General features: G+C 51.4%; 24 protein-coding genes. 9 read left to right on the top strand and 15 right to left on the bottom strand.

Features of this window, described 5'->3' with window-relative positions; genetic code table 11:
* Positions 1-254 precede the first annotated feature (254 nt).
* Entirely contained in the window at positions 255-1,424 is a 1,170-nt protein-coding gene (locus AC2FNV_RS11930; protein ID WP_170608721.1) for a 4Fe-4S double cluster binding domain-containing protein, read from the bottom strand.
* Positions 1,425-1,703: 279 nt separating this feature from the next.
* A complete protein-coding gene (locus AC2FNV_RS11925; protein WP_217362407.1) occupies positions 1,704-2,267 on the bottom strand; it encodes a thermonuclease family protein in 564 nt (187 codons plus the stop codon).
* A 1,065-nt stretch (positions 2,268-3,332) separates the two neighbouring features.
* On the opposite strand from AC2FNV_RS11925, the gene AC2FNV_RS11920 reads away from it, so the two are divergent.
* Both AC2FNV_RS11920 and AC2FNV_RS11915 read left to right on the top strand, forming a co-directional pair.
* A complete protein-coding gene (locus tag AC2FNV_RS11920) occupies positions 3,333-3,602 on the top strand; it encodes an HlyU family transcriptional regulator (protein WP_170608719.1) in 270 nt (89 codons plus the stop codon).
* 130 nt (positions 3,603-3,732) lie between these two features.
* Positions 3,733-4,479 (top strand): hypothetical protein, encoded by a 747-nt coding sequence (locus AC2FNV_RS11915; protein ID WP_170608718.1) that lies wholly within the window; start codon positions 3,733-3,735, stop codon positions 4,477-4,479.
* A gap of 329 nt (positions 4,480-4,808) precedes the next feature.
* On the opposite strand, the gene htpG is transcribed toward AC2FNV_RS11915, so the two are convergent.
* Complete coding sequence (gene htpG / locus AC2FNV_RS11910) at positions 4,809-6,674, bottom strand: molecular chaperone HtpG (protein WP_496773384.1); 1,866 nt, start codon at positions 6,672-6,674, stop codon at positions 4,809-4,811.
* 134 nt (positions 6,675-6,808) lie between these two features.
* On the opposite strand from htpG, the gene AC2FNV_RS11905 reads away from it, so the two are divergent.
* Entirely contained in the window at positions 6,809-7,258 is a 450-nt protein-coding gene (locus AC2FNV_RS11905) for a methyltransferase domain-containing protein (RefSeq protein ID WP_170608716.1), read from the top strand.
* A gap of 204 nt (positions 7,259-7,462) precedes the next feature.
* On the top strand, positions 7,463-8,284 hold the full coding sequence (locus tag AC2FNV_RS11900; protein WP_170608715.1) for a methyltransferase domain-containing protein: 822 nt from the start codon (positions 7,463-7,465) through the stop codon (positions 8,282-8,284).
* Positions 8,285-8,608: 324 nt separating this feature from the next.
* Here the strand turns inward: AC2FNV_RS11900 and AC2FNV_RS11895 are convergent, their stop codons facing one another.
* Entirely contained in the window at positions 8,609-8,896 is a 288-nt protein-coding gene (locus AC2FNV_RS11895) for a hypothetical protein (protein WP_170482477.1), read from the bottom strand.
* Positions 8,897-9,303: 407 nt separating this feature from the next.
* On the opposite strand from AC2FNV_RS11895, the gene AC2FNV_RS11890 reads away from it, so the two are divergent.
* Positions 9,304-9,663: a hypothetical protein gene (locus AC2FNV_RS11890; protein ID WP_170608595.1), complete on the top strand. Its 360-nt coding sequence runs from the start codon at positions 9,304-9,306 to the stop codon at positions 9,661-9,663.
* Positions 9,664-9,868: 205 nt separating this feature from the next.
* Here AC2FNV_RS11890 and AC2FNV_RS11885 read toward each other — a convergent pair whose 3' ends face one another.
* From AC2FNV_RS11885 to AC2FNV_RS11865, 5 genes are all read right to left on the bottom strand, one after another.
* A complete protein-coding gene (locus tag AC2FNV_RS11885) occupies positions 9,869-10,408 on the bottom strand; it encodes a vWA domain-containing protein (protein WP_496773420.1) in 540 nt (179 codons plus the stop codon).
* Positions 10,409-10,738: 330 nt separating this feature from the next.
* Positions 10,739-12,103 (bottom strand): alpha/beta fold hydrolase, encoded by a 1,365-nt coding sequence (locus AC2FNV_RS11880; protein WP_170608999.1) that lies wholly within the window; start codon positions 12,101-12,103, stop codon positions 10,739-10,741.
* A gap of 255 nt (positions 12,104-12,358) precedes the next feature.
* Positions 12,359-12,583, bottom strand: a complete 225-nt coding sequence (locus AC2FNV_RS11875; protein ID WP_170481604.1) for a hypothetical protein — start codon at positions 12,581-12,583, stop codon at positions 12,359-12,361.
* Positions 12,584-12,935: 352 nt separating this feature from the next.
* Entirely contained in the window at positions 12,936-13,250 is a 315-nt protein-coding gene (locus AC2FNV_RS11870) for a hypothetical protein (protein WP_496773380.1), read from the bottom strand.
* A gap of 247 nt (positions 13,251-13,497) precedes the next feature.
* Positions 13,498-14,259, bottom strand: coding sequence for a helix-turn-helix domain-containing protein (locus tag AC2FNV_RS11865; protein WP_170610641.1), 762 nt, complete (start codon positions 14,257-14,259; stop codon positions 13,498-13,500).
* Positions 14,260-14,402: 143 nt separating this feature from the next.
* Between AC2FNV_RS11865 and AC2FNV_RS11860 the strand changes: the two genes are divergently transcribed.
* The gene (locus AC2FNV_RS11860) at positions 14,403-15,110 is read left to right on the top strand and encodes an IS6 family transposase (protein ID WP_496773378.1); all 708 of its coding nucleotides are present in this window, start codon (positions 14,403-14,405) and stop codon (positions 15,108-15,110) included.
* Positions 15,111-15,127: 17 nt separating this feature from the next.
* Here AC2FNV_RS11860 and AC2FNV_RS11855 read toward each other — a convergent pair whose 3' ends face one another.
* Complete coding sequence (locus tag AC2FNV_RS11855; RefSeq protein WP_170611204.1) at positions 15,128-15,622, bottom strand: Crp/Fnr family transcriptional regulator; 495 nt, start codon at positions 15,620-15,622, stop codon at positions 15,128-15,130.
* Positions 15,623-15,690: 68 nt separating this feature from the next.
* Here AC2FNV_RS11855 and AC2FNV_RS11850 point away from each other — a divergent pair, with 68 nt between their 5' ends.
* Positions 15,691-16,272, top strand: coding sequence for a hypothetical protein (locus AC2FNV_RS11850; protein ID WP_170611201.1), 582 nt, complete (start codon positions 15,691-15,693; stop codon positions 16,270-16,272).
* 181 nt (positions 16,273-16,453) lie between these two features.
* Here the strand turns inward: AC2FNV_RS11850 and AC2FNV_RS11845 are convergent, their stop codons facing one another.
* The 5 genes from AC2FNV_RS11845 to AC2FNV_RS11825 all read right to left on the bottom strand — a co-directional run bounded on the left by AC2FNV_RS11845 (position 16,454) and on the right by AC2FNV_RS11825 (position 22,946).
* Entirely contained in the window at positions 16,454-17,224 is a 771-nt protein-coding gene (locus AC2FNV_RS11845) for an SDR family oxidoreductase (protein ID WP_170611198.1), read from the bottom strand.
* 378 nt (positions 17,225-17,602) lie between these two features.
* On the bottom strand, positions 17,603-20,266 hold the full coding sequence (locus tag AC2FNV_RS11840) for an adenylate/guanylate cyclase domain-containing protein (protein ID WP_170608995.1): 2,664 nt from the start codon (positions 20,264-20,266) through the stop codon (positions 17,603-17,605).
* Positions 20,267-20,385: 119 nt separating this feature from the next.
* Positions 20,386-21,501, bottom strand: a complete 1,116-nt coding sequence (locus AC2FNV_RS11835) for a TfuA-like protein (protein WP_170608993.1) — start codon at positions 21,499-21,501, stop codon at positions 20,386-20,388.
* Positions 21,489-22,730 carry a YcaO-like family protein gene (locus AC2FNV_RS11830; protein WP_496773374.1) on the bottom strand — a complete coding sequence of 414 codons (1,242 nt, stop codon included), beginning with the start codon at positions 22,728-22,730 and terminating at the stop codon, positions 21,489-21,491. Before AC2FNV_RS11830 ends, AC2FNV_RS11835 begins: the two co-directional genes overlap by 13 nt.
* A gap of 3 nt (positions 22,731-22,733) precedes the next feature.
* Complete coding sequence (locus tag AC2FNV_RS11825; protein WP_170608990.1) at positions 22,734-22,946, bottom strand: hypothetical protein; 213 nt, start codon at positions 22,944-22,946, stop codon at positions 22,734-22,736.
* 156 nt (positions 22,947-23,102) lie between these two features.
* Between AC2FNV_RS11825 and AC2FNV_RS11820 the strand changes: the two genes are divergently transcribed.
* Both AC2FNV_RS11820 and AC2FNV_RS11815 read left to right on the top strand, forming a co-directional pair.
* The gene (locus AC2FNV_RS11820) at positions 23,103-23,813 is read left to right on the top strand and encodes an iron-containing redox enzyme family protein (protein ID WP_170608988.1); all 711 of its coding nucleotides are present in this window, start codon (positions 23,103-23,105) and stop codon (positions 23,811-23,813) included.
* Positions 23,814-23,869: 56 nt separating this feature from the next.
* Positions 23,870-26,056, top strand: a complete 2,187-nt coding sequence (locus AC2FNV_RS11815) for a S41 family peptidase (RefSeq protein WP_170608987.1) — start codon at positions 23,870-23,872, stop codon at positions 26,054-26,056.
* Positions 26,057-26,287 lie beyond the last annotated feature (231 nt).

Genomic DNA, 26,287 nt, shown 5'->3' with positions numbered 1-26,287 from the left:
TGACCCCCACGAGAGGGGCTGAACAGCTACCCGTTCAGCCCCTCGACAGTGCGGACTTTTTTTCCGGTCGAACCGGCCTATTTGTTTGATTGCTACCGCAGAAAGCCCGCGTTGTCTCGTCCCCTTTTAAATTGGCAGCGCGGGCTTATTGTTTTCGGCCAACAAAACGCAACTCCACTTCAAAAATGGCGATTACCCTTTAGCACGGGCTTGTTGGGTCGATAGACCGTGATCTCGCTTGGTTCCACTTTGCTCTACTCGTTCCACCATGCGCTTGGTTTCACTCGTCCGCCTCTTTTGCGGTCAAGCCACAATGCCAGCTTTCGCAAAGGTGATAGAGCCAGCTTTAACCATGCTCGATGTTTCCATTTTCGAAAGTCCCGATTGAAAGGACAAACGCGCAAGCAGATTGCACAGTCAGTCGATGTCTTCGCCCAGAAGCCGAAACACTTCTCTGCATCTGAGGTCCATTTACGCACGCCCTTTATGGCAGAGACATTGTTGCCCCCAACCTCGGGCGGACCAAACGGTAGTGCCTTTACAGGACACGCATCCGCACATTTGGTGCATATGTCGCAAAAGGCCCGAACCCCCTTCGGTTTGGGGGCATCATGTGCCAAAGGCAAGTTTGTGAAGATCTTGGAGAAACGCAGTCTTGGCCCGAATTCAGGCGTGATAACCATCTGATTTCTTGCGTATTCCCCCAAACCCGCCTTGATCGCATAGGGGATTACGAGACCTGTGTCGTTCATCGATGCAACCGCATCGTAGCCCAGGTTTCGAATATAGGCGGCGAGTTGCATCACGATTGAGGCCTCGTGCGAATACTCTCGTCCGGTGGCCGCGCCGGCCAAAGCGGAGGGGTAGGTGGCCACAAGTTTGGGGTCCATTTCATGTCCCAGCACGATAACTGAAGTCATGCCTTCAGGGAGATCATTCGGCACTTCTGAGAAATCACGGGTATCGATGCGGCTAGCGTAAAGCCACCTGCTGTCCATGTCCGCCACTCCGCACAAGTCGGCTCCGAAGAAATTCGCAACTCGCTTTATCTCTGCGGACATTTTCGCTGGGTCGGCGACTTCGACCAGCTTTGGTGCGACTGGGGTGTCATAGCTGATAGAAGCTTGAAAACCTTCTCGCCGTCCTTGATCCGCATAGCGGTCCGTCATCACATCCGAGATGAGCCAGGCCGCGTTCCGCAGCGCGAAGTCACGTTGTGTGAAACCGTCCCCCCGCCGCGGTGACGCTGCCATTCGGTAAGACGCAAAGAAGCCATCGGTCGCTTTCGTTCTTACTGTTTCGTCCCAAAATGCGCGGGTGAATACGTCGTTGCGCTGAGAAAACTGTTCAAAATCCTGCGTAATCTCGATACCCGCTTCACTGTCACCGTCTTGTGGTTCAAATTGATTACGTGGATAGGTCATGCAAACAGGTTAACGCTTCGAAGTCTGTTCGGGCAACTAGGTATGGCTGAGCTTGCGTACCGCGTTTTCCTAATCTTTCGACCAGCGCTTTCCGGGATCGCGTCTTGGTTCGGGGCGAAGCGGGTCAACCAGACTGACACGCAGATGTAAGCTCGTGGATATGCCAAAGTTTACAAGTCACACCGCTGCCGTCTGAGCTTTCCCAAAAGGAAAGAACCGGTTAATGATTTACCGACGCTATTACCAATGCTTTGTTTGGCTATATGGAGGTTGGCGCAATTAAGGACATTCGTGGTCGCGCCAGTACTTGTCCCACTTCTTCACCCATCCTGCCTGCGCCATCGCGCAACTAATATCGCCGCTTTTTGGAGAAACGCACCACGCTGCAGTTCGTTTGCCTCCAGCGTGACCAACCGAGCGACACCGCATTGTAGGTCCAGTCACCATTATATGGCCGTAATGGTCAATACCTGTTTTTTCACCAACCATTGCTACAAGGGCGTCTCTCGCTTCGACTGCGTTAGCGTTTGGGCATGGTTTGTTAAAGCCACAAGTTCCGTCTAGCTCCCGCGCGTTCACGCCTGACAGTCGTACACGTGGACCTTCCTCGCACCAGATAGGACCGTCTCCATCCCAGACGTGAGTGGGTGTGCAAAGAAATTCATGTCCATCAGGAACAATTGGAGTATCTGCCAACGAAGGGGTGTTGAGAGCGAAAATAAATGCCAAAAGGATCGCGCATAAATTAACTAAGAGTATTCTGCTCAGGCGTTTTGCAAAGTACTCCGATGACACTTGAGGGCGTGCGAATGTAAGCATTTTGTCAAGAAAGACCACTTTCATGCTCCCCGTCATTTGCGAGCGGGTATGCAAAGATAAGAACAACCAAGGCGACGATTGGAAAAATCAAGCCAAATAATAGCCAAACCCACACGCGACGGTTTTTTGCTCGCGCTAGGGTAACCAATATTGTGATGTAAACGGCTACAGCCGTAATAACCAAAAAATATTCCATATCTTTTACCCTCTCAGTTGCCTGAACTTCCTAAGAGTGGAACTTATTCTGTGAACTGATCTGCATAGTTCTAACCAAGTTAATGCTCGCCTTTTTTCAAAGGTAAGCTAGTTGGCGGGCTTCGCATTGACTTCGATCAACAGACGTTCCAGCGAAGTACAATGTTCAGAAGCGCGGTCGGCAGTTTTTCATCCCAATTTGAATACCATCTCTAAGGAACAATCCACCTTGTCCCCTGTAAAATTGGCAGCGCGGGTTTCTATGTATGCCCAGGCGGCCCATCCAACTCTGGTTCCCGAGGCAATGGATGCACAGGCGCTTCCACACCGTGTGTCTCTAACCACCCAAGCACCGTCGCCCACTGGTCCTGCAAACTAGGTTTGGAGCGATATTCCTGCTGCTGTTCCAGCTTGCATTTTAGGTCGTATGGGATTGTGCGTGGCCATTTGCGCATAGCAAATGTTCTACTATTGTTCGCACACAGGTCAACGCTGAAAATAAAAACCCCACGCCTGTGCTTGGGTGAGACAGGAGGCGTGGGGCTGTTTGAAGAGTGTCGTTTGCCAAACTCGAACGCCCGACACTCGGTCAAAACACAAAACTAATTACAACGTTTCCAGGTTAAATTAACGCTTGTTCAAAATGGTGGAAGACGAAATTGGGGTTTTGTCGAATTTGCTGTGTTTCGTGGATCGTTTTGGCGGACAATGACTCTCTCTATGTTTTCACTGTTAACCCTAGCGAAACAGTTCCACGCGATAAATTCGGACAGAAACCGGACAAACATGGATGTTCAAATCTCGAGTGGATTAAACTAAGGATCACAACGCGCTTCTCCTCGGCCCTGAGCAGCGCTAATCTCCAATCCGAGCCACGCTGAAAGGAGCCGCCCCATGTCCCTCTTCTCAAAACTCTTTGGTGGCGGAAAAAAGTCAGAGCCGGAGCCGGTCGCGTACAAAGGGTTCGACATCTTCCCCGATCTGATGGCGGAGGGTGGCAAGTACCGACTGTCGGCCCGTATCGAAAAAACAATCGACGGAGATCGTAAGACCTATGCGGTGATCCGGGCGGATGTCTTTGAAAGCCGAGATCAGGCCGAAAGCTTCAGCATCGCGAAGGCGAAGCAAGTGATTGACGAGCAAGGCGAACGTATTTTCATTTAAGGAAACCGCTAGATGTGTGAAAAAAAAGACCGTTTTGGGCTCAACCCGAACCCTAACTCAAAACAATTGGGCGACTGCTCTTCGGGCTACATCGACCTTTTTTCTGAAGGAAGTTCCAAAGAGACGAAAAGTGAAAAGTTTTAGATCTCGAATAACCAATACCGCCTGCATTCTGGCCGTCGCCTTTGCACAAACAGCGGCAGCTGCCGAAAACGCCTCTAACCCACTTTCAAAAGGTCGGAACACAGATTTCAGAATACAGCATACTGACGGAAATAGCGGTGAAAAAACAGACTATTTCATTGATGGCGCATTCATGGCGCTCGACAATTTAAAGATCAAATACGAGCTTCACTACAACGATGTATCAGCAAATGGTGTATCTTCCAGCGACTGGGAAAAGGCGCTTCTTAAATTAATATATTTTCCAACAGAGGGCTTGCTGAACGAGACTTGGGGGTATCGCGCGGCGGTGGGCCTTGACTGGATAGTCGAGTTTGGCAACGAAGACCAAGGTATCGGGACAGGCTCAGATCAGCTCGGACCGTTCGTCGGGGTCGCCTTTGGAAACCAAGATACTGGTCTTTCACTTATCCCCTTGGTCCAGTATTTTTTTGACTACACTGGCGATACCGATATCAGCCAGACGGCGCTAAGGCTAATAGCGCTACAACCCTTCGCAAACGACTACTGGGCAAAATTAGATTTGAAAGTCCCATATGACTGGGAAGAAGATGCATGGTCAGGCTCTGCGGAAGTCCAGATCGGATACAACATCAACGAAGGCGTCGCAGTCTACGGCGAAGCGCTTCTGGGAATTGGTGGTAACCGGTCTTTCGACGAAGGATTTGGTGTAGGCCTTCGCTTCCGATATTGAACCGAATTACCTATCTCAAATTGTAGCAAAAGGACCTGTCTGTTTGTGACCGCTTTGTGCTCGGTGCGGTCGTTCGAGCATTTTTCTCAGGTGACTGGTTAAACACGCTTAGCCGATATTCACGGCAAAATTCTTTAAATTCGGCAGTGAACGACCGCTTTCATCAAAAACAGACGTTGACGAAAAATAGGGCAATGACCGCTACGCGGACAATCCCGCCGTTCACATGCCAGGATCCGAGGCTTACTTTGACCGAGTTCATAACGCGGTTATGCCAAACATTTTTTTGCAGGTTGCGCATCGGAGCTGAGAATTTCCCGGCGCCTCCTCTAACTAGAGAAAGCGCGTGTCATGACTGTTCCCAGTCGCTTTGCGAACTCGGATGGGTCGCTTGGGGTTTCGCCTTCGACGATTCGCGCCTGATCCAGAAGGAGGTGAGCTGCGTCCCTCAGAAGGCCATCGTCGCCGGCAGCCTCTGCCTTCGCCCGTTCTGCCAAGGTGGTGATAATCGGGTGGTTTGGGTTTAGCTCGAGTACCCGAGGCATACCATGCTCCAGTTGACCATGACGTTTGAGCAGGCGTTCCAGATTGACATCCATGTCACCTTCATCAGCGATGAGGCAGACCGGGCTGTCTGTCAGGCGTTTCGACGGGCGCACGTCTTTGACTGTCTCGCCCAGTTCCACTTTGATCGCGGCGATCAAGGCAGCGAGATCCGCGTCCTTCGTCTTATCTTCGTCTGGATTTGCCTCTTCGGTTTTGACATTATCCAGGTCTGCTGCGCCACGAGTGATTGACTTGAGCGGTTTGCCATCGAACTCGGTAATGTGCTGCAGCCAAAACTCGTCTACGTGGTCGGACAGAAGCAGCACCTCGACGCCCTTAGCCGTGAAGCCCTCCAAATGGGGTGATTGCGCGAGCTTGGCGGCGTTCTCTCCTGCGATGTAGAAAATTGCTTCCTGCCCTTCTTTCATTCGAGAAACGTAGTCAACGAAGCTAGTGAGAGCATCCTCCCCCGTGGAGGCGAAACGGCAGACCTCAAGAATGCGGTCGCGCAAGCTAGGATCTTCAACCAGACCCTCTTTCAACACTGCGCCAAAATTACCCCAAAACTTCGCGTAGTCTTCCGGCGCCTTGGTAGCCTTTTTCTTCAACTCACTGAGGACTTTCTTTGTGACCTGGGACTTGATCTTGGCTAGCTTCGGGTCGGTTTGAAGCATCTCGCGGGAGACGTTTAGAGAGAGGTCTTGGCTATCTACGATACCGCGCAAGAAACGGAGGTATGCTGGGACAAGGTCCTTTGTCGTTTCGGAGATGAAGACGCGGTTTACATAAAGCTTCACGTGGCTTTTTTGCTCGGCGTCGAAAAGATCAAAAGGTTGGGTGGAGGGCACAAAAAGCAAGCTGGTGTGATTGAGCGTCCCCTCCACCTTATTGTGGATCACATGCCAGGGGGCGTCGTAGGCATGTGAGCTGTGGCGATAGAATTCGGTATACTGCTCTTCTGATATGTCTTTAGCCGGACGCGTCCAGAGCGCTTCCGCAGCGTTGAGCGTTTCCTCCCCCAGCTTCACAGGAAAACTGATATGCTCGGAATATGTCTTGATAATATGTCTAATGCGGGCTTCTTCAGCGAATTCTTTGGCGTCTTTTTTGAGGTGCAAGGTGACCGTGGTTCCGTTGGTGTCGCGCTGCGCCGCCTCGATCGTGAAAGACCCTTTGCCGTCGGACGACCAGAGCCAGGCCTCATCCTCGTCGGCCCTACGGGTCAGCACTTCAACTTTGGCGGCGACCATGAAGGCCGAGTAGAAACCAACACCAAACTGACCGATTAGACCTGGGGCATCTTTTTCTTCAGCCTTTAGCGCCTCGATGAAAGCACCAGTGCCGGACTTGGCTATGGTTCCTAGTGTTTCCAACAAGTCAGCATGGTTCATGCCAATCCCGTTGTCAGAGATAGACAACGTCTTGGCTTTTGTGTCGAACTCAAGCGTTATTTCGAAGTCCTGTGATGGCGCCAGCTTCGCATCCGTCAGGGCTGCGTAGCGCAGCTTGTCACAAGCATCAGAGGCGTTAGAGACGAGCTCCCGTAGAAACACTTCGCGGTTGGAATAAAGCGAGCCCGCAACAATTTCCAAAAGTTGACCGACTTCTGTCTGAAAAGAAAACGTTTCTTTCTCGATGGTCCCTGCCATTTGAACCTCCTCATTCTACACGCGACGCTGATGTAGGTGACTCGCGCGTTGGTTTCAACGCAACAGATGCAAAGAAAACCCGACACTCCAGTTAAGGTGGAGCAAAAGAGCGACGCAAGTAGCCTAAGTACTATGTGCCCAGCTTGGTAACCGCGCGCAACACGATGATGTATGTCGACGACCCAGTCCAAACTCTGAAAGAGTTTCGTAGGGTACTTCGACCAGGTGGCCTTGCACACGCGGTTGACGGAGACTGGTACATGATGGTCGCTGAGCCGGTTGAGCACGATGCTTGGCGTGCTTTCGTGAAAGCAGCATCGCATGCCTGCCGAACCTCGGACATGGGCAGGAAGCTATACAGCACGTTTCTGGAAGCAGGCTATCAGAACGTCCAAATTTCAATCTTTGCGAATGCAGATGTGGACGGTCGTCTCTTGGGAGTGGTCCGCAACATGGCAAAGTATGCTCACGAAAGCGGAACGCTTACTGCATCAAAAATCGATGAAATTGTAGAACAGGTTGAGCAAGCACTGGTTTGCGGCAGCTACATGCTCGTATCACCGCAATTCGTTGTGACAGGATAAAATCCAGCTTAGAAATGGACCATACTTACCAATCTTCGCCTTCGTGGGCGAAGCTGCCCCACGATATCGTCGAGCGTTTGCTGTGCCGGCAAAGTTGCCTTCTGTGAAATCGTCAAATGTTTCACGTCGGCAACGCCAAACGGAAGATTAGATTTTGAGTTTTTCTGATGTTAGCGTCTCCCTCGATGGCGACTGGAGATTGAAATGGAAAATTTTGCTGAGTTCGGCAAAGCCGAGTTAAAGGGCTGGTCAGAGCCACAAACGGCAAATGCCTATGCAGAGGGGTTTGCCTCGGCGGCAGAACAATGCGTCGCTGACATTGTGGAAACCTCACTTGTAACGAACGGTTCCGTTGCGCTTGATGTTTGTTGTGGCCAGGGAATTGTTGCAAAGGGGCTCGCAACTGCCGGGGCTGAAGTTATCGGTTTAGATTTCTCTCCAGCAATGCTCAAAATTGCACGTCGGGAAGTGCCGATGGTGGATTTTGTAGAAGGTGATGCAACCACTTTGCCTTTCGCAGACAATTCGTTCGATGCTGTCACAATGGGGTTCGGCATTCTTCACATCCCAAATGCTGAAGCAGCAATAAAGGAGGCGAAACGAGTACTGAAACCAGGTGGCCGCTTTGTTTACTCAGTTTGGGAATCACCCGAGACATCAGCCGCATTCCGGATAGTTTTTGGAGCCATTGAAAGATTTGGGAGTAAAGACGTTTCTTTGCCTCCTGGGCCACCTCTTCATGCTTTCGCAAACCCTGAATACGCATATCCGATTTTGATAGCAGCCGGATTTACTGAACCTCATATGCGATCTTCAAGTAGCGTTTGGGAAGTTTCAGACCCCGCCACTCCCTTTGACTATTTTCACGATGGCACCGTAAGAGGTGCGCTTTTGCTTAGATCACAGCCTGCCGAAAACGCTTCTGCGATTAGGGCAGCGATAGCCAGGGCAGTGCAGGCAGAGTTCGGTTCAGTTGCTCCCTGGAGAGTGCCAATACCTGCTGCCATAGTTTCAGCTACGGCGTAATTTAATCAAATAAGTGTTCTGCGCACAGCAACGGGGTGGGTTAAGCTTATATTTGGGCTTGTGATGTCTGTTTCGGGCTCGGAACGGTCATCTGAGTTATTTGGTCAGATGTCCGCTAATGGACGGATAGCAGACCCAACGTTGCAAAACGCCAACGTCTGTTTTGCGGGCGAAGCCGTCTTCCATACGTTAGGCTGATGGGCCCCAATCTCGGCTAAAACAAAACCCCGGCAGCGTAGGTCTACCGGGGTTTTGTCAGAGGGGGTTAAGTCAAAGTGAGTGTATTAATCAATCCGGCTCAGTGCTGTCGCCGGAACAAAACAGCTAGCCCATCATATCCCAATCTGTGTGGGCTCCATGATGAAACTCACCAATGTCCAACGTTGCAACGGCTGAGAAATCATCCTGAGCCGAACCCTGTGTGGGTTTATGATTTGATTTGCCAGCAGGCGCATCGCCAAAATTGTGTCGATCCGCGGCAGTATCGCCAGGATTGTTGTTGGCCTGATGCCCACTTCCGTGTCCGTGCCACTTAGTCGTGAAACCTGCTGGTCCACCTGCATCCGGGGGTGCCATTAAGGGGGCGGCTGAAAACCTCATTAAGCTTTTCATTTCTTCTCCTCTTAGCTGCGCATGCAACCCCCACGGCTGGTTATCGTGAGGAAGATTGGGTCAGAATTGTGGCAGGTTGTGAGAGTAAGTCTAAACTTGGCAATAAACCGCCCAACGATTGCACTATCATTGCAGAGCACATTTGCTTGCACGATGGCATGGCGCGGACGCTTTGGCGGGCGCCGGGTTCAGTGCATTTAATAACTGACCCCACGCCTTTAATTGCCACAAATTCTGACTGCTAAAAACACATTTCATGAGAAAACTGTTCCAGAGGCCTTCAATTTCAGACCTACATGAACATAGGCTCGGGCATGATCGTTGCTTGATTCAAAAAATGAAGTCTCAAAAGCAAATGTAACATATACATCAACAGTATGAGTTCAGTGAAATTGAGGGGACACCGCGTGAAGATCTATTCTGTATTCGTTTGGATGCTTGCTCTAGCCTTGACGGTTGGCGTCATCGATGTGGCTTCTGCCAAAGAGAAGGGCGGAAAGTCAAAAGACAAGAAAGTTCAGTTGGACAGCAAACCAGGCAAAGGGCAGAAAGCCGTACCGCCAGGGCAAATAAAGCGATATACAAGGGGGGCAAAACTTCCCGCCGACTTGGACTACTCGGACATCGGCGACCTTGCTGACTGGAAATTGAAACCTCCAGGAAAGGGAAATCGTTACATACGCGTCAACGATGAAATTTTGGAAGTTTCGGATGATCTGTCTACTGTCGTGGATGCCGTTGGTATCGTTGGTGACCTTGCTAAGTAAAACGACTGATACATAACTCTTTGGCTCGACTCGGTCATCTGAGTTATTTGGTCAGATGTCCGCTAATGGACGGATAGCAGACCCAACATTGCGAAACGCCAACGTCTGCCTTGCGGACGAAGCGGACATTGAGGGTTTCTGGAAACGTCTGCCAGCCGAAAAAGTCGGTTTCTTGGCCCCAGGCTGGCTGGCATCGTCGAATGTGTTAGCCGACAAAATCGCAGCCCAATGTGCTGAGCAGGGCATCGGTGAGTTCTTCTATGGTCTCGGTAGTGACATACTTGCCACCGGTTCTATCAGATAGACATTTGGCCACAGATATTCCATCGGGAAACAGCCTCACGTCCGGACTGTCCCAAGCGAACCGGTCTGTGGCGACACGGAACCCGATCACATGCACGGTCAGGTCTGCGGCCGTAGACGCCAACTCGGCGCCCAAAGCACAAGGCGCGCCTCCGCAAGTTTCATTGCCGTCCGTAACCAGCACCACGATGCCTGGATCTGTGCGGAAATTCAGCACCTCGGACGCCATGCGAACCGCTTCTGTAAGAGGGGTCAAACCGTTTGGATCCAGCAATGCAATAGCGTCCGTTACACGCTGTGCTGCATTTTCTATAGGTTCGAACTTCAGGTTGATACCTTCACAGGAATTCTCGGGGCCCGGACCATATGTGATTAATCCTATACGACGGATAGGGGCAATAAGGGGCATTGCATCCTGCACGGCCACCCGGGCATCATCAATGCGTCAGGGCTCATCTAGCTGCAAACCAAGTTCTGCCATAGACGCCGAACTATCAAACACGAGCATCGCATCGCGCGTACAATCCTGAGCATAAACGAACGATACATGGGGCAGAACACCAGCGAGGAAAGCGACGCAAGTTGTCATCGGACGGTTCATGCTTGGATAGAATACAACCACCCTCTCTCGGTCAACTCATAAAGTAAATAAGGGACTGGTTTGAAGGGTGGTCTAGCCCCGAGCGTTCATCCAAAGGTCAGAATCCAAGCGTCTGCAACACGTATAAATAATATTGTCTTTAAAAACGGAGCGAATGAAAACGCCAACAGATCAAAGTGAACTCATAAAACGCTCAATTTCCTGCAGGGCTTTGGGCCAAGCGGGATCGTATTCTGGCATCGTATTGTTCGCTGTCTCAATACCAATGAAGCGCGCATTCTCGATACCGGAGGCGAATATTCTACCTTGCTCTACATCGTGCATCCTGTCGCGATTAGCGTGCAGAACCAATGTTGGGCAGGAGATTCGCGGAAGTAGATCGGTTATGTTGACACTTGCGACCAGTGGCCCAATTTTGAGCCAATCTTGATGGTCCATTGCCACTCTCATAAACTCTGCATAAGTGCTTTGATCGTGAGGGCTAGCCGTCGGGGCAAATGACTGAGCCATCAAATCTCTTGCAGAAGGATATTCATCGTTCCAGCCTTCAAGGCTCATGTCCATCATTGCTTGTCCAAGCGCGGCGATCCCTGGCTGCGAACGCACCGCTAGACCTTGTGCAAACCCACCAAACAAAACCAAACCCGAGACGCGATCAGGATGGTACGCGGCAAAGGCCGCGGCTATCGTTGCTCCAAAAGATACACCGAACAGTGGAATTTTTTCGATCTGGGCCGCGTCCATAACAGCCTCAACATCTTCCACTATCCGATTTAGCGATACATCCTGAACGCCCCTTTCGGACAAGCCATTGTTTCGGCCATCAAATCGATAGAGGCAGTAGATTTCAGATAACAATGGCAACCATCCGGCAATTGAATTCATTGTCCAATCGTATTCCAGATGTCTTAGCCAATTTGGTGTAACCAGTAGCTTGGTTCCGCTTCCAGATGATGTCCACGCAAGAGTTGTACCGTCTTTCGATTTTGCAAAGCGAATGTCCTGAGAAGTGGCTAGAAGCTTGTTCTTGGCGCGTCTTTTGTCTCCAGCTAAATCAATGGAATAGGCTTCCACCGGATTTGGAATACCCTTGAGCCGAATTGAGTTTTCTGGTCGCAACGAAACCGCAAGCGAGGTTCCGGCTACTTCGACGGCTGTCTTACTTACAAGACAACTTCCGCTCTGCGCGCTAGACTGAAGACGAGACGCAATGTTTACAGCCTCTCCGAACAAGTCTGTGTCATTTGGCATTACATCGCCAACATGAACACCCGCTCGAAGTGAAAGGTCTTCGTTCCGCATTTGATAAAAAATTTGGCTGGCGGCATTGATTGCGTCTGTGGCAGCGGCAAACTCGACCAAAGCACCGTCTCCCATCAACTTAAATATTCGTCCCGTATTTTCGTTTACCAAGGGTTTGATTACTTCGCCCAAGATGCGTTGTAGTGCATTGAGCGTTTTCTCAGCATCCTCCGACATGCGTTTTGTGTAGTCGACGACATCGAGGCTCAGGATCGCAGCAATTTTACGCTTCATAAATCGATGTGATCCTCTTCAAAATATTCAGTTCTTAAGACTTAAAACTAACAGAAGTATGGAGTTTTGGGACCAATACTTGCTCTTGGACGTTGGGCTCGGCACTCTAAATCCAAATTTACATTTATTTACAATAACTTAAACAATGGACTGTCAGACGAATTCGAACTCGTCTCCGGCAGGCCAATTAGCCGTGAAAGTTACCCTCAGCCTTGGGCTCGAAGCGGACACTCGGCGATTTTGGCTTGATGGCCGCTATTCGGAAATTGGCCCGTCTACAGTGGCTTTATCAATTTCGAACAGGTCGGCATTTTCGAGAAGAGTGGTTACCATCCAACTCCCTTCGCTTTCGCGCAGGCCATAGCCATAGCCGCGCAGGCGAAAATGCCACTCACGTTCGCTCAGACTTTTGCCGCGCTCAGCGAGCACAAAGTCCTGAACCTGAGCAATCTCTGCCGAACTAAGGTACGTATGGATCATCCAGACCACTCCAAAATTGTTCCGTTCTCACAGCTCAATAATGAAAGGCATTTTTGCTCAGATTTTTGCATTAATACGACAAAATTTAGGTGTTTGTTGTCGATACTGAATTTTGGCAACAACGTTCGTCCGTTTCTGCAGTTACAAACTGCATTCTTAGAACGTTGTAAGCTTTGGGCTCTTAGCGGACGCCGGTATTAGTTCTAGTGCGCAGGTCCCAAGTTCCATCTCTATTTCGCGGCTAGCAGAAGCAAAACGAGAGCCAGTACACCCCAGCCTGCGATCGCGGGTAAGACCAACCAATATTGCTCCTCCTTGGGCAAGTCCCAGCCCTCAGCGCCCCGAGCCGCTCTTACGGTCCAGAGACACGCGACGGGCCAGTAAACGGTAATCCCCAAGGCTGCACCGAGCACCGCCGCGGCCCACGAAGCGGCCATCGCGTGCGCCACGAGCCCGAGGCCAAGTAAAGGTACATAGAAACCAAATCGGCGCCCGCATATCCCTTGAAGAAGGCGACGCCGACTTCCGTTATCAGTTTGGCAGGCTCTTGGGTCCCCATCTTGACGCCCACAGCGTAACTCACCGCCGCGGTACATTGCGCTATCACCAGATAAATAAAGAGTAGCCAGCCTGGGACTTGGATAACCCAAAAAGCGACGTCGGACATGGGTACCTCCATAGCTTGTGACCCAACTCTAACATGCGGTGTCGCCAGCGTCCCTTTTGGACTCGAAGCAGTCATTCGCAGGGCTAGCTTCATTGTCCGCTCTGCGGACCAAGCAGACTTTCATCCTTACCGACGAGCCAATCTATACTGCGTCGAAGTGGTTGCCCAGGCAATTTGATTAGAAGCTCCAAGAAAATATTGATTGCTTAGCCAATTGACGCCAAAACCGCGGGCGGCCTGATCACAGTTAAGACTTGTCGGCCAAGGTCTTTTTCAACGTCTCAGACGGCAACTCTCTGAACATCTTTTGGTATTCCTTCGCAAAATGGCCACCCGACAAGAAACCATGCATGAGCGCCGTGTCCTTTACTGATCTTGGTGGTGATTCAACGTCTAGGAGATGCTCTCTGACGGAGGTCAAGCGCCGTTTCAGTACATATTGCCAGGGCGATTCACCAAAAATATCGACAAAGCTGTCGTGAAGTTGGCTGCGCCCGACGCCTGCCACTCGACACAGAGTTGAGATCGTTAGTTCGTCCGGAGAGATACGAGTGATTGCGTCCCTCGCCAACCTAACACTTTTAAACGCTGCCTTGTCCAGAACATGTGTACTTTTGGATAATAGGTCCAAAGACAACATCCAGTCCGCGATCTGAGCAAAGAATGCGCTTTCCACTATGCGGTTCATGGCAAACCGTCGGCCGCTTTGATCAAAAGGCGTGGCATTTAGGAAAGCTCGGTCAGCGATCTTGGATAGCTTCTCGGCTGTTACCAGACCAACTTTCAACTTATTGTGCCCTTTGGGCAGCTCATCGTGGGTACGCCTGCTTAACGAGGCGATTTCCCTTGTCATTCGATGGCGTTCGAAAGCAATGAATAGCACTTTCCGATCTTGACCTACGTTGCAGTACTCGTACTGCCCGTCTAGAAGATAGACATCGCCAGGATTGGAATACCAACCATTTACGCGGTAATCACCATACCAAGAAAGTGGCAACATTAGTGCCATCAAATCCTGCCGGCCGAGCACTGTCCAAGAGGACCGGGCTTTACTGGAGGCAGTATTCACGAAACTGTTTTCTCCGTAGATCCAACGGTCTTGTCAGAAGAACTTCGCTTGAGCGGGGCAGGGCGGTTGCATAGATTTTGCCCATGACCAAACCTGCCTCATTCAAGTACTTTAAAACCAGTCCCGAGATCATCCGCCTGGCCGTGATGCTTTATGTCCGATTTCCGCTTTCGCTTCGAAATGTCGAAGACTTACTTCACGAACGCGGGATCGATGTCAGCCATGAAACCGTCCGCTATTGGTGGAATAGGTTTGGCCCGATGTTCGCATCAGAGATCCGAAGAAAGCGTGTTCAGCAACTTCGTGCATACTCGAAATGGAAGTGGCATGTGGACGAGGTCTTTGTGAAGGTGAATGGCAAACGTCACTACCTTTGGCGGGCTGTGGATCAGGAAGGTGAGGTGCTGGAAGCCGTTGTCACCAAACGTCGAAACAAGGCTGCAGCACTTAAATTCCTTAGGAAATTGATGAAACGGCACGGCAAAGCTGAAGAAGTCGTCACAGATCGCTTCGCGTCCTACAAAGCAGCGCTCAGAGAATTGGGTGCGCTGGACAAACAAACGACGGGCAGGTGGCTCAACAACCGCGTTGAGAATTCTCATCTGCCGTTCCGACGAAGAGAACGCGCCATGCAGCGTTTCAGGCGTATGCGAAGTTTGCAGAAATTCGCTTCCGTCCATTCCTCTGTCTATAACCACTTCAACCAGGAAAGATCGCTCGCCAGCCGAGACACCTTCAAGCTGACACGCACCGCCGCTCTTGCCGATTGGCGCGAACTTGGCGCGGGATAAAGGACAGCGTCACTGGCCTAACAGAGACGAGTTCGAATTCGTCTGACAGCACCGGCGACACGCTTCCAATGGCCAACGGCCGGTTCGCCATGTAGCTCTAGCCACGCGTCCAGCCGGTCAGCCACACGTTGCAGTCTTAGGATTTCGACGCGCGCTCTTTGACTTTGCAGTTCGTGAGATTGTGCTTTGATCAAATCGAGCGCAGCGTCTGGCTGATCTGCCAAACTTCTCAGGAGAACCTCTCGCTGCAAACAGGCAACGACGGTGTGCTCTTTTGCAATGGCATCGCAATGGTACTTCTCGGCAAACAGAGAGGCTTCAGCGATGATCGTTCCTTCAGAAGCTGTGTGAAGCGTCAACGCAGTGCCGTCCGCCAACGGTCTTTCCAATGCTACGGTCCCAACCCGGACCAAGAATATCGAGCGGATCGCCTCGTCGCGCCTGAACAATACACCGTCCGGTTCGATGGTTCGTTCTCGCGCGTCACCAAATATGGACTGCAATGCTGACATGATAGGTATCATACAGAACTGAGTAATATTCTGGTAAGGTGTTTCCAGAAACAACTCGGGAGCTTCCTATGCGAACTACGATACCGATTGCCATAATGATGCTCGCCGCAAGTACAATGATAAGCGTTGCAGAAACCAATCGCGACACCAGTTCGAAGAAACACAAAATGCACATGCACGCGCAAATGCACGGCGATGCCGGACTGAAGGAGCCGGGCCAAGGCGCATTTGCTGCCTTGTCAGAGGTTGTGCGTGTTCTTGAGACGGACCCGGAAACAGATTGGTCAAAAGTCGATTTGTCAGGGTTGCGCGAACACCTCGTTGACATGGACAGGCTTGTTACCGGATCGATCGTAAACGAGACCCCACTGCCAGACGGGCTTCGTGCATTCGCCACAGGCGATGCCGACACGCTGGCCTCGTTGAAACGGATGGTACCAGAGCATGCCGGTCAGTTGGCGCGCGATGATCACTGGACCGTATCGGTTCAGGAAAGCGACGAGGGCGTTGAGCTGACAGTTACCAGCGAGGATGACGCCGTCGTAGCGCGGATCAAGGGTCTCGGTTTTTTCGGCTTGATGGCGAGCCAGGATCACCACCGCGAACACCATCTATTGATGGCACGTGGCGAGGATGCGCACGCGCATTAATCACCAAGAGATGTGCGGCATCGTTGTTGCTTGCAATCAATCGTATGGGGCGCGTAACCCACCCACCGATAGAGACCGCAGATGCGTACGATGTCTGCTTTCAACAAGACCGGACGTTCGGCAAAATTGGGCCAACTTCCGCTATGCGGACGAAGCAGTTGTAGCCGGTTTTGGAAAAACCTCACTTGTAGGGTGATCGTTGCGGGCGGATCACAATTTCGGTCGGGCATGCGGTTGGAGCGGATTGCAGGATATAGCTGACTGCGTTGGAGATATCTTTCGGCTGTATCATCAATTCGGAATGAAGCCTTGGCGACGCCGACATAGATGTGGCGACGAAGCCGGGATGTATCACGCTGACTTTTGTTCCGAACTCACGCACATCTTCGAAGAGGGTCTCGCACAATCCGGCAAGAGCCCGTTTGGCCGCAAGGTTCATACCCGCACCGGCGAAGGCGGACGTGATCGAACCTATTGCTATGACCGCGCCGTGCCCGGATGAATTGATGGGATCAATACACGATCGGACGAGATGCGCGAATGATCGAAAATTCACATCCAGGATGTGATCCCAGCTTTGAAGGTCCGCGTCCGTCGCTCCAGCTCTTGCATGTACGCCGGCGCAAAAGATCAGAGTGTCGAGGCCACCCATCAATTCGACGGTCTCATCAATGCATTGTGCGCAGGCCTCCATATCGGCCAGATCAACAGTAAGGATGCCCGGTTCCTCGTATTCTTCGCCGATCTCTTGGGCGACGTTCAACAGCTTCGAACGGTCCCGCCCGACCAGAGCAAGGACATCTCCTTGACGTGCGCGTTCTTGGGCCACAGCATGTCCCATGCCGCCGGTCGCCCCAACGACCAAGGTTTTCCTTTTTGTGTCACCACTCATGAGGCCATATTCACATTTTTCATCCGTGCCTGCATGTTTTATCCGCTCGGTGCCATTCATGATCAAAGGCTCGGATACCGGACGAGCGCGCTATCGAGGTCGTTGGGTGGCTGCCCCGGCATTGATTAAGGCCGCCATTCCACCGTCGACAAAGCGGACGTGTTTGAAACCCATTACAGTTAAGACATTCGCCGCAGCGACGCCACGATAGCTTGGAGGGTCTTGTCAGAAGAACTTTTCTTGAGCGGGGGAGGGGGTTTGCGTAGCGTTTGGGAATGACCAAACCTGTCTCCTTCAAGTACTTCAAAACCAGTCCCGAGATTATCCGCCTGGCGGTGAACTGGCCGATTAGCTCCATTACAATCGCCTAAACACCTCATCGTTCGCAAAAGATTGTGACGGACCCAGGTACTCCTCTTGTCGGATCAAACACTCGAACTATCCGGTACCAGCTGTTGCGCGTGCCTCAGATTGGATGGCGATCCAGTCAGCCGTTGCTCCAGCCTCTGCGTACTCCTTGTATTTCTCTGGCCCCAAAGCAGCTTTGGCGGCATCAACATATGTTGCAATATCAGCTTTGTCGGTTGGTTCGAAATCGACGCCAATCTTACTAATGTTGTGATCGACTGCACCAAGAAAACGCGCTGCCCTGGATGGGTCACCTTGTGCTATAGCGAGCCCGCCAAAACCTGCGACACATAGATTGACGACGATCCGATAGTCGAACTTCTGACCCAGATCAAAAGCCTCGGCTAATAGCGTCGCGGCGTCTTCCGGTTTTCCTTCGGACAGTCGAAAATGAGCCAGGTTTTGTTTCAGCAAACCGGGCCAGAAGCTGTTCTTTTCGATTGACAGCACATCAAGTGCCTGCAAATAGCATTCTTCTGCAGCGTCCCGCATATTCTCCATACGCGCGCCTTCGCCCATGATGATCAATCCAAGCGCAGTAAAGTAGTTGTCGCCTTTGCTTTGCATCTGAGCGATGCACTCGGTCACAATGTCGGTAGGATCGTCAATTGCGCCGGTCGCTGCGCCACAAATTGCATGGATCATTCCCGATTTCTTGGAAGCGTGCTCGTGGCCAAGCTCGGTAAAGATTTGTTCTGCCGCTTTGCCGTGCTCATAAGCCCCGGGATAATCCCCGGCCATTGCTTTCGTGTAAGCAGCAGCCATTTGGATCGTCGCACCGGCTTCACTGTTTCCAAGTTCCTCGAAAAGAGCGTCAGCCTTGGCAATCCACTGAAGACTTTCGGTGAATTGTCCTTGGGAAATCCAGTACCAATAAAGGCCATCAATGATGCGCGCCACCGAGTCTATGTCTTTAAGCTCTAGTGCAATAGTGAGCGCGTGACGAATATTGTCGGTTTCTTGGATAATCGCCGAAACAATTGCGCTTTGGTCCTCTCCTAAGGCATTGAGGCCGCAGCTTTCAGCGAAACTCTTGAAGTGCTCTAGAAACACTCGTTGCGTTTCATCTTTTTCGCCGTTTCGCACGAGTTCGTCCAAAGCATACTCGCGCACCATATCAAACATCCCAAAACGAGGCGCTCCGTTTACTGTACGGCGGTATATCAGGTTCTGGGTATCAAGCGAAGCGACCGCATCAAGAATGTCAGCGTCTATACCCGGGAGGCGCAACAGGGTGTTTTCGGCAGTTTCGATGGAGAATCCGCCAGCGAAAACTGATAGACGCAGAAAAACGTCCCGTTGCTCCTCGTCCAACAGGCTGTCACTCCATCGAATTGCGGTTCGCAGCGTTCGGTGACGGCCTGAATCTCGTTTAGAGCTGCGCAAAAGCCCAAGCTGCGATTCCAAACGCTGATGTAGTTGGTCAAGCGGCAGCAAGGCTGTTCGCGCTGCAGCGAGAGTGATCGCCAGAGGGATGCCTTCGAGGCGTGTCACAATTGCGGCAACAGTTGCGCGGTTGCCAGCCGTTACTACAAAATCAGGTGTTTTCTCCTGAACCGCTTGCACGAAGAGGCGCATAGCACCGCTGTCTTCTGGAGTAATGTCCGCTGGATCAGGTAGCCCAAGCGGTTCAATTGGGTATAGCTGTTCGCTTCCTACACCTAACTCAGACCGGCTCGTGGCAAGTACACGTAGATTCGGGCAGTCGTTTAGCAGATCCCCAACCAGAACTGCGGCAGCCGCAACATGTTCAAATGTGTCAAGAACAAGCAGCATTTTTTCATCGCCAATAAAGGCAGCAATATCAAGCTCGACGGGACGACCGGGATAGTCTCGTACCCCCAGCGCCTGAGCGATGCTAGATCCAACAAGCCCTGCACCATCAAGTCCACTCAGATCGACAAAATAGGTTCCGTCGTCGGTGTCTTGAAGCCATTGCTCGGCGATATACTGTGCGATAGAAGTCTTTCCGGTCCCGCCCATGCCCGTCAGCGTCACCAGCCTTCTTTCACCAATGGACAAGATACCCTGAATGTCAGCGACCTCTCGGTCCCTACCAATAATCGGTCCGCGCGATTGCGTGATATTCGTTTTGCGAGTTTGAGCGGTTCTGATCGGTCGCGACTCATTTCCGGTTTGTGGGTCAACGACTTCAAAAATCGACTCCGGATAGCGAATGGCTTTAAGGCGGTGCGGGCCCAAAGCGCACACAACAACGCCCCATTTTTGGAAATCCGCTTCGGCAAGGGCCGAGTGTGCATTTCGTGAAAGTAGAATTTGTCCACCATTTGCTGCATCAGCAACCCGGGCGGCGAGATGTAGGTCATATCCCACCAGTTGGCCGCGGTATTCCTCAACAGTCCCTTCGTGTATGCCGATCCGAACACGCAAATCGATGCCCAATGGCCATTCTTCATCCTTAAGGCGGCGTTGAATATTGACTGCAGTATCCAACGCTTCCACAACGGTATCGAACATGACTAGAAAAGAGTCGCCCTGAGTGCCGTCCTCTGTTCCGCTATATTGATTGAAGCATTCTCTAATGATCTCGTGATGGCGAACCAGAACCGCTTTGTAGTGTTCTCCTAGTTGCTGCAAAAGCAGTGTCGAGCCTTCAATATCCGTGAACATTAAGGTCTTGGTCATAGCGCGGGTAGACCTTTCCGCTAACTCGTCCACGACACCCTCATCCATCTGTATCTCCAAGTCCAACAATCATACGCATCGGAATATCATTTCTGAGGGCCGTGCCATTCACTGCATCACTTTTCAGCAAGTCGACTGGTAGTCCCCAATTTTGTGCTTTGGCACCGCTACCTACCTATCCCCATGGGCCCGCCAATCTTGGACGGCAGGCCAATAATTCCCGTTCTTCTCATTCGTTCAGCCACAGCTTTCAGACGATAAAACTCAGGTATACTTTCATCAGAATCGTTCATTTGGTCAATGACTGAAGCCAGAATTCTCTTGGCCAGAATTGTGTCACTGCATCCAAGGTCTTCCCAGGTCAGATAGTCCAAGCGCTGATGCCAGTCGTTCGACAAGTCAAATGACAACTTTTTCATTCCATCTTTCACGTCATCCGCAGCTCTTTTGAGATATCGTTCCAAGCGATTTGACTGAAGCAACCAAAGCAGCATTCCTGGTTTTGATGCTTCAAACTTTGGGCCCAACTCCACTAAGGAAGATCGAGACCGCGTTTGGTCGGGATCTGTAAACGGCAGACGAGTGGCACGTGGACGTCGTGTCAATTCAGGATCGGAAGCAATACGACTTGAGACTTGTTTCAGAAGGTGGCGTGCATCTTCTGCTTTGGGATCTTGCTCGTTCAACCAACTTCGCAATTTCTTGTTCGGCATTAGACAACCTGCAGAAGAGAAAATCGCATCCCATGTGCGTTCCTGAAAGTGCAGCTTTTGCCCGGCGTGAATTAATTGGATCGCATGTTCTCGCGGCATTCTATTTTGCCTGACTGCTCGATTGAGGGTCAATCGCACGGCTGCCATAGCTAACGTTAGGGCAGGAAAAGGTCGCTCTGGAATAAAGGTTACCGCCACTTCGTCTTCGCGGTCCAGTACCCCGCGACGAAATAGCCGATAGATACTTCCTGTTCCGATGGCGCCAACCGGTGCACAATCGACGGCTCTTAAGGCACCCATGCTGGCGGCTCCGAACACAAGCGCGCCGTCTTGCAGGACATCAACAACCTCGCGAGGGGATATAGCGTCGGTCTGCGCAAAAACCCCGTCAATTATGACAAAAACCGAATATCTCAGCATTCGGGCCATGTGTAAGTCGTAGCGTCTTATCGGTGGTCGTAGTTCTGCCCCTGGTAAAAGTTGATGAACTTCTTTCGCAGGCAGTGATGGCCCCACAAACACCAATGGAGGGGTATCAACTGGCTGAGCAATATGCGCTAGATCAGGCATTGTAAATCCCGCCAAGACACCCGGCCTTGATCTACGAAAAAGACGCTTAGTCCCGGCACGATGACGCGTACAACCGGGACGTCAATGCACGGATGTGTCAGGTCGACATGCAATACCTGATCCAATCCCGCAGCATTTAGCATATCCAAAAGGTAGGTCAGATCCTCGCGCATATCCAAACTGTCAAAACTTGGCACATCGGCCCATGAAATCTCGGATGGATCGCGCGCTGGAGGTGGGCTTGTGAGTTTGCGGCGCGGAAAATAGTTGTAACTGTCCCGCGCACCCTGAATCACAGCAAGTCGGGATTGGGCCGCTTCAGTGATGGCGCGCATTAGTGCAGTTTCAGCATTTAGATCACAACCGAGGCCTGGAAAGCGGCGCATCTGCGGGCCATTCACTGTCGGAAAGCGGGGGTCGATCAGTTCGACCCTACACACCGGTATCTGAATATCTTGGGTGAGGAGTTCGACCTCAACGCTCAACCCATGCGTATTGATTTCTTCGATGAGTTTTAGCGCGGTTTCGGGAACACCAGACGCAAGGTTAAGCCGCTGACTTACCGGCACCTCATCTCCGTCCTTCGAGTAAAGGTCCGCAAATAGAAGACGTCCTGCTGCATCTCGCTCGATGACCTCGCATAACCCGTGCAAAACAGCCTCAAGTTGGGTATTACCTGCTGCCAAACCATTTGTATTGGGATACCTAAGAACTCCGTCTTGCGAGGGTGAGATTACCAAGTCTGCAGGTACATAGATCGGGGCGCCACTTGTTAACTCTGTCGCAAGCGCCCAATCGATTGGAAGCGTATCTGTGAACTCTGTATCAGCCGGCAAGGCCAGCTTCTGTGGATCGATAACGTTCGCCTCAAGCGCCCGCATCTGCTCATACGTTTTGCAAGTTGGCTTTTCCGGTAGCTTTTCCGCGCAGATGCGTTCACACGCCTCCATCAATGCGCTGGCTTTGGCCGCTGACTTGTCCCGCCCTTTACCCAGGTGGGTTGTTAAGTCAGCGGCAAGAGGTGTGACCGCGCAATACACAGGTATACCTAACCGATCCAAGGATGTCAGATCAGCCAATCTCGATATCGACAACGCCTTCATCAGACGGCTGGAGCGCGCCAGCGTCTCCTCCGCGCCCAGTGTTCTCGGTAGTGCCAGCGATTGTTTCGCAGAGTTTTCTTGCGAAAAGAGTGTCTTGGCTGCGGCTCCGTAGCCAAGCGCTATCATCCCTTACAACGCGGCCATTCCTGAAGTTTCAGAATCATCACCGCCAGGATTGGAGGCAAACGCAGTACCAGTCACTTTGTTTTTGAGTTTGATGATTGCTTTGATTTCTTCTTCTGTAAATTCTTCATTTAGAATTCTCTTGTGCGCGTCAGAGATATGACTCTCATCCAAAACAGCGCCCTCATCAATCAATTTATCCAGATTAGTCTCAGCCATTCTTCCCTCCCCATTTTTTTCAAGCGTTACAACGCGCCGTTCGGCAAGCGTGCATCCTAGTGCACAATCTAAGGGGGAGGTCTGTCAATGAAAATTGTTTGGAAAATTAACCTTTGCGCTTAGGATACTCGGAAGCATCAGAAAAGGCAGTACAAAATGAACGTTGTTGCGGCAAAGACTGGGCAAATGTCCAACAGTCAGATAATTAGGGCGAAGATGCAATTGACCTGTCATGCCGCGAATGAGGCATTTGCGCAGTTTTGGGCCAGACCCGATCTGGCCGAATTGATCCCCGGTTTCTTGGTGACGCTGCAGCAAGTAATGCGTGCGACTGTGCCGCTCATGGAGGCCGCGAGAGACGAAGCGGCGCAAATGGCAACGAAAGATCCGCTATGTCGGCATCTTCGGGATTATTATGGCAAGCATGTTGGCGAAGAACTGGATCACGACCTTTGGGCGCTCGAAGACCTAGATGAAGCTGGCTACGCCCGGAATGATGTGCTGGATATGCTTCCTCTGGGCGATGTCGCATCCATGATGGGGGCACAGTACTATTGGATACACCATTTCCACCCAGTCATGATGCTAGGATGTATTGCGGTGCTTGAAGGAGGACCACCTAGCGAAGCGTTAATCGACAAACTGGAACGCGAAAGCAATCTTCCTAGTGCAGCTTTCCGCACTTACAGGTTCCATGGCAGCGTAGATCCGCATCACCGCGACGATCTTGACAATGCGCTCGATCAGATGCCGTTGACGCGCCGTCATATCGGGCTAATCGGTATTAGTGCAACACACACTGCAAATACACTTGCAGACATTGTGAGCAGAATAAGCTCCACAGACGCACCACCAAGACATGTCTGAATCCAAAGACAGGACCAAAGTCTTCCGCTCGATCTTAAAAAAGGAAGGAATAAGCTGTGCGCAAATTGCGTGAACGAAACCCGATGGTCCTGCGCGGCAGCCCCTACGATGATGACGCCGAAGATCGTGAGGTGACTGTCTCCATCCCTGCTCTTTCCAAGTCACTTGACGCTTTGGGAGAGACGTTTTCAATTATGGAGGCGTGTGCAAAGCCCGAAAACCGCCCTCTGACGACCGAACAGCGACGCAAGATACTTGATCAGGCTATTTTGGTGCTGGGAGAGCTTTACGTACACCGTGACCTGAAACGCACGCGTCATGCGGTCGATCCGGTTACTGCGTTACGTCAGCTTAAGCGCCGATGTGATGAACTTACGGGCTTCGATTTCCACCTTCAGGTTATGAAAATCTTCAAAGGCCTGCGAGATATTCATACCGCTTACATCATGCCGAAACCCTATTCCGACATGGTGGCATTCCTCCCTTTTCTATTGGCCGCGCACACCATCAAAGAAACGGCCGCTCAGCAGGGACAGGTGCTCGGTGAAGAAGAAATGAGCGAGGATACCTTTGATCCCGATAACGAACGCCGCGTAATCGTGACCGGGCTGTTAGATAAATTTACTCACCCACATTTCAAACCGGGCGTTGAGATACTCAGTTGGAACGGTATGCCAATCCACGAAGCAATACGCAGAATTGGTGAAGAAGAACAAGGTTCTAACATCTATGCGCAGTTTGAACTGGGGCTGCGCCTGATGACCGTCCGATGGTTCGGCGGGTCATTACCCCCCAGCGAATATTTCGTCACCGTCGTGTACCGCGATGACAAAGAGATACGTGAAATTCGGTTTCCCTGGCGTGTCATGTTGGACAACAGCAGCAAGGGGCGCGTGGCGTCGGTGCAAGCAATGTGGACGCTAAAGAAGAAATACGAAAACAATTCCTCCGAAGACCCATCAGTGGAACCTCGATCGCTATTTGAAACCACTGTACGCGACCAACTTTATTCTGTGCCTGAAGAAATTGAGTTTGAAAAGAAAGTCACCAAGATTTCGCCCAAGATTGATGGGTTGCCACCTGGGGTCTTTGATGTGCACTACGTCAAAATCAATCACGGACCGGATGCTTTCAAGTTTGGCCTGGTGAAGATTGAGAACTTTGTTTGCGGACGCAAAGCCTTTGTTGAAGGGTTCATGAAGATCCTGCATGCGGTCCCACAAACGGGCCTCGTGATTGACATACGTTCAAACCCGGGCGGTCTCGTTAGCGCAGCAGAGAGTATCCTGCAACTCCTGTCTCCAAGGAGGATTACGCCGCTTCCATTCCAATTCCTGGCTACAACTCTTGCAGAAGATATTGTTCGTTCCGATAAAACAGCCGCTAGAATAAAACTTAACACTTGGGCCGACAAGGTGACGCCGGCTGTAAACATCGGCAATCAGTTTTCACGCAACGGTTCACTTACGCGCAAGGAACGCGCCAATGAGATTGGTCAGCGGTATTATGGACCTATCACTTTGATTACCAACGCTGTCACGTACAGTTCAGGCGATATTTTTGCCGCCAGCTTTCAGGATCACGAGATCGGCCCGGTGATCGGAACCGACCCCAGTACAGGAGGCGGCGGCGCCAATATGTGGACGCATCGCGACTGCGTCGACATGGCAATGCCTGATCAGTTACTAGAACAACTACCTGGTGGTGCAAGACATGGGCCCAAACTGCATTACGCTGTTCGTCGCTGCGTTCGCGTAGGACGCAATCAGGGGATGCCCATCGAAGAAGAGGGCGTCCGTCGTGATTGCGTTTATAACCTAACGCGTGATGATTTGCTTAGCGGTGACGTTGATTTGCTTCGTTTCGCTGGAAAAGTGCTGCAAGAGCAAAACAAAAAGCAGTTCAAAGTCGTAATCAAGATTGACGGTCAACCTGTCTCTCTGAGTGAGTCTGTGATCAAAGTGCCTGCGAAAGGTAAGACTGCCCGCGTTGATATCAATATCGACCTTGGTCGGTCGACCAGCAAGATTGAGCACATTATCTCGGTCGGGGGAAAGTTCCATAAGGCCGTGAACATTGTCGACGGTCACGCCAGCTTCGACCTCAATCTTGATACGTCAAAACCTTCAATAGTCCGCGTCGAGACACATGATGTTGATCCGGACAGCGGCTTCAGCAAAACGCTTTTCGCCACATTCGTGCGCGAAGTGCGATTTGAGGCACAAGGTCAGACGGACCTTTAATCACCGTAGAGTCCGCTAACCTGTTAAACAAAGACCTTTGGGCACATGCTGTTTGGGATTGCAAGGCTCCAACAAAGTTTCAATCTGCCGAATCTGATTTCAATACGGTCTTGTCAGAAAAACTTTGCTTGAGCGGGGCTGGGCGGTTGCATAGCCTTCGGACATGACCAAACCAGCCTCATTCAAATACTTTAAGACTAGTCCCGAGATCATCCGCCTGGCGGTGATGCT

This window comes from Ruegeria sp. BHSA163 (genome assembly GCF_059613365.1).
This window is presented reverse-complemented; position numbering and strand designations above follow the sequence as displayed.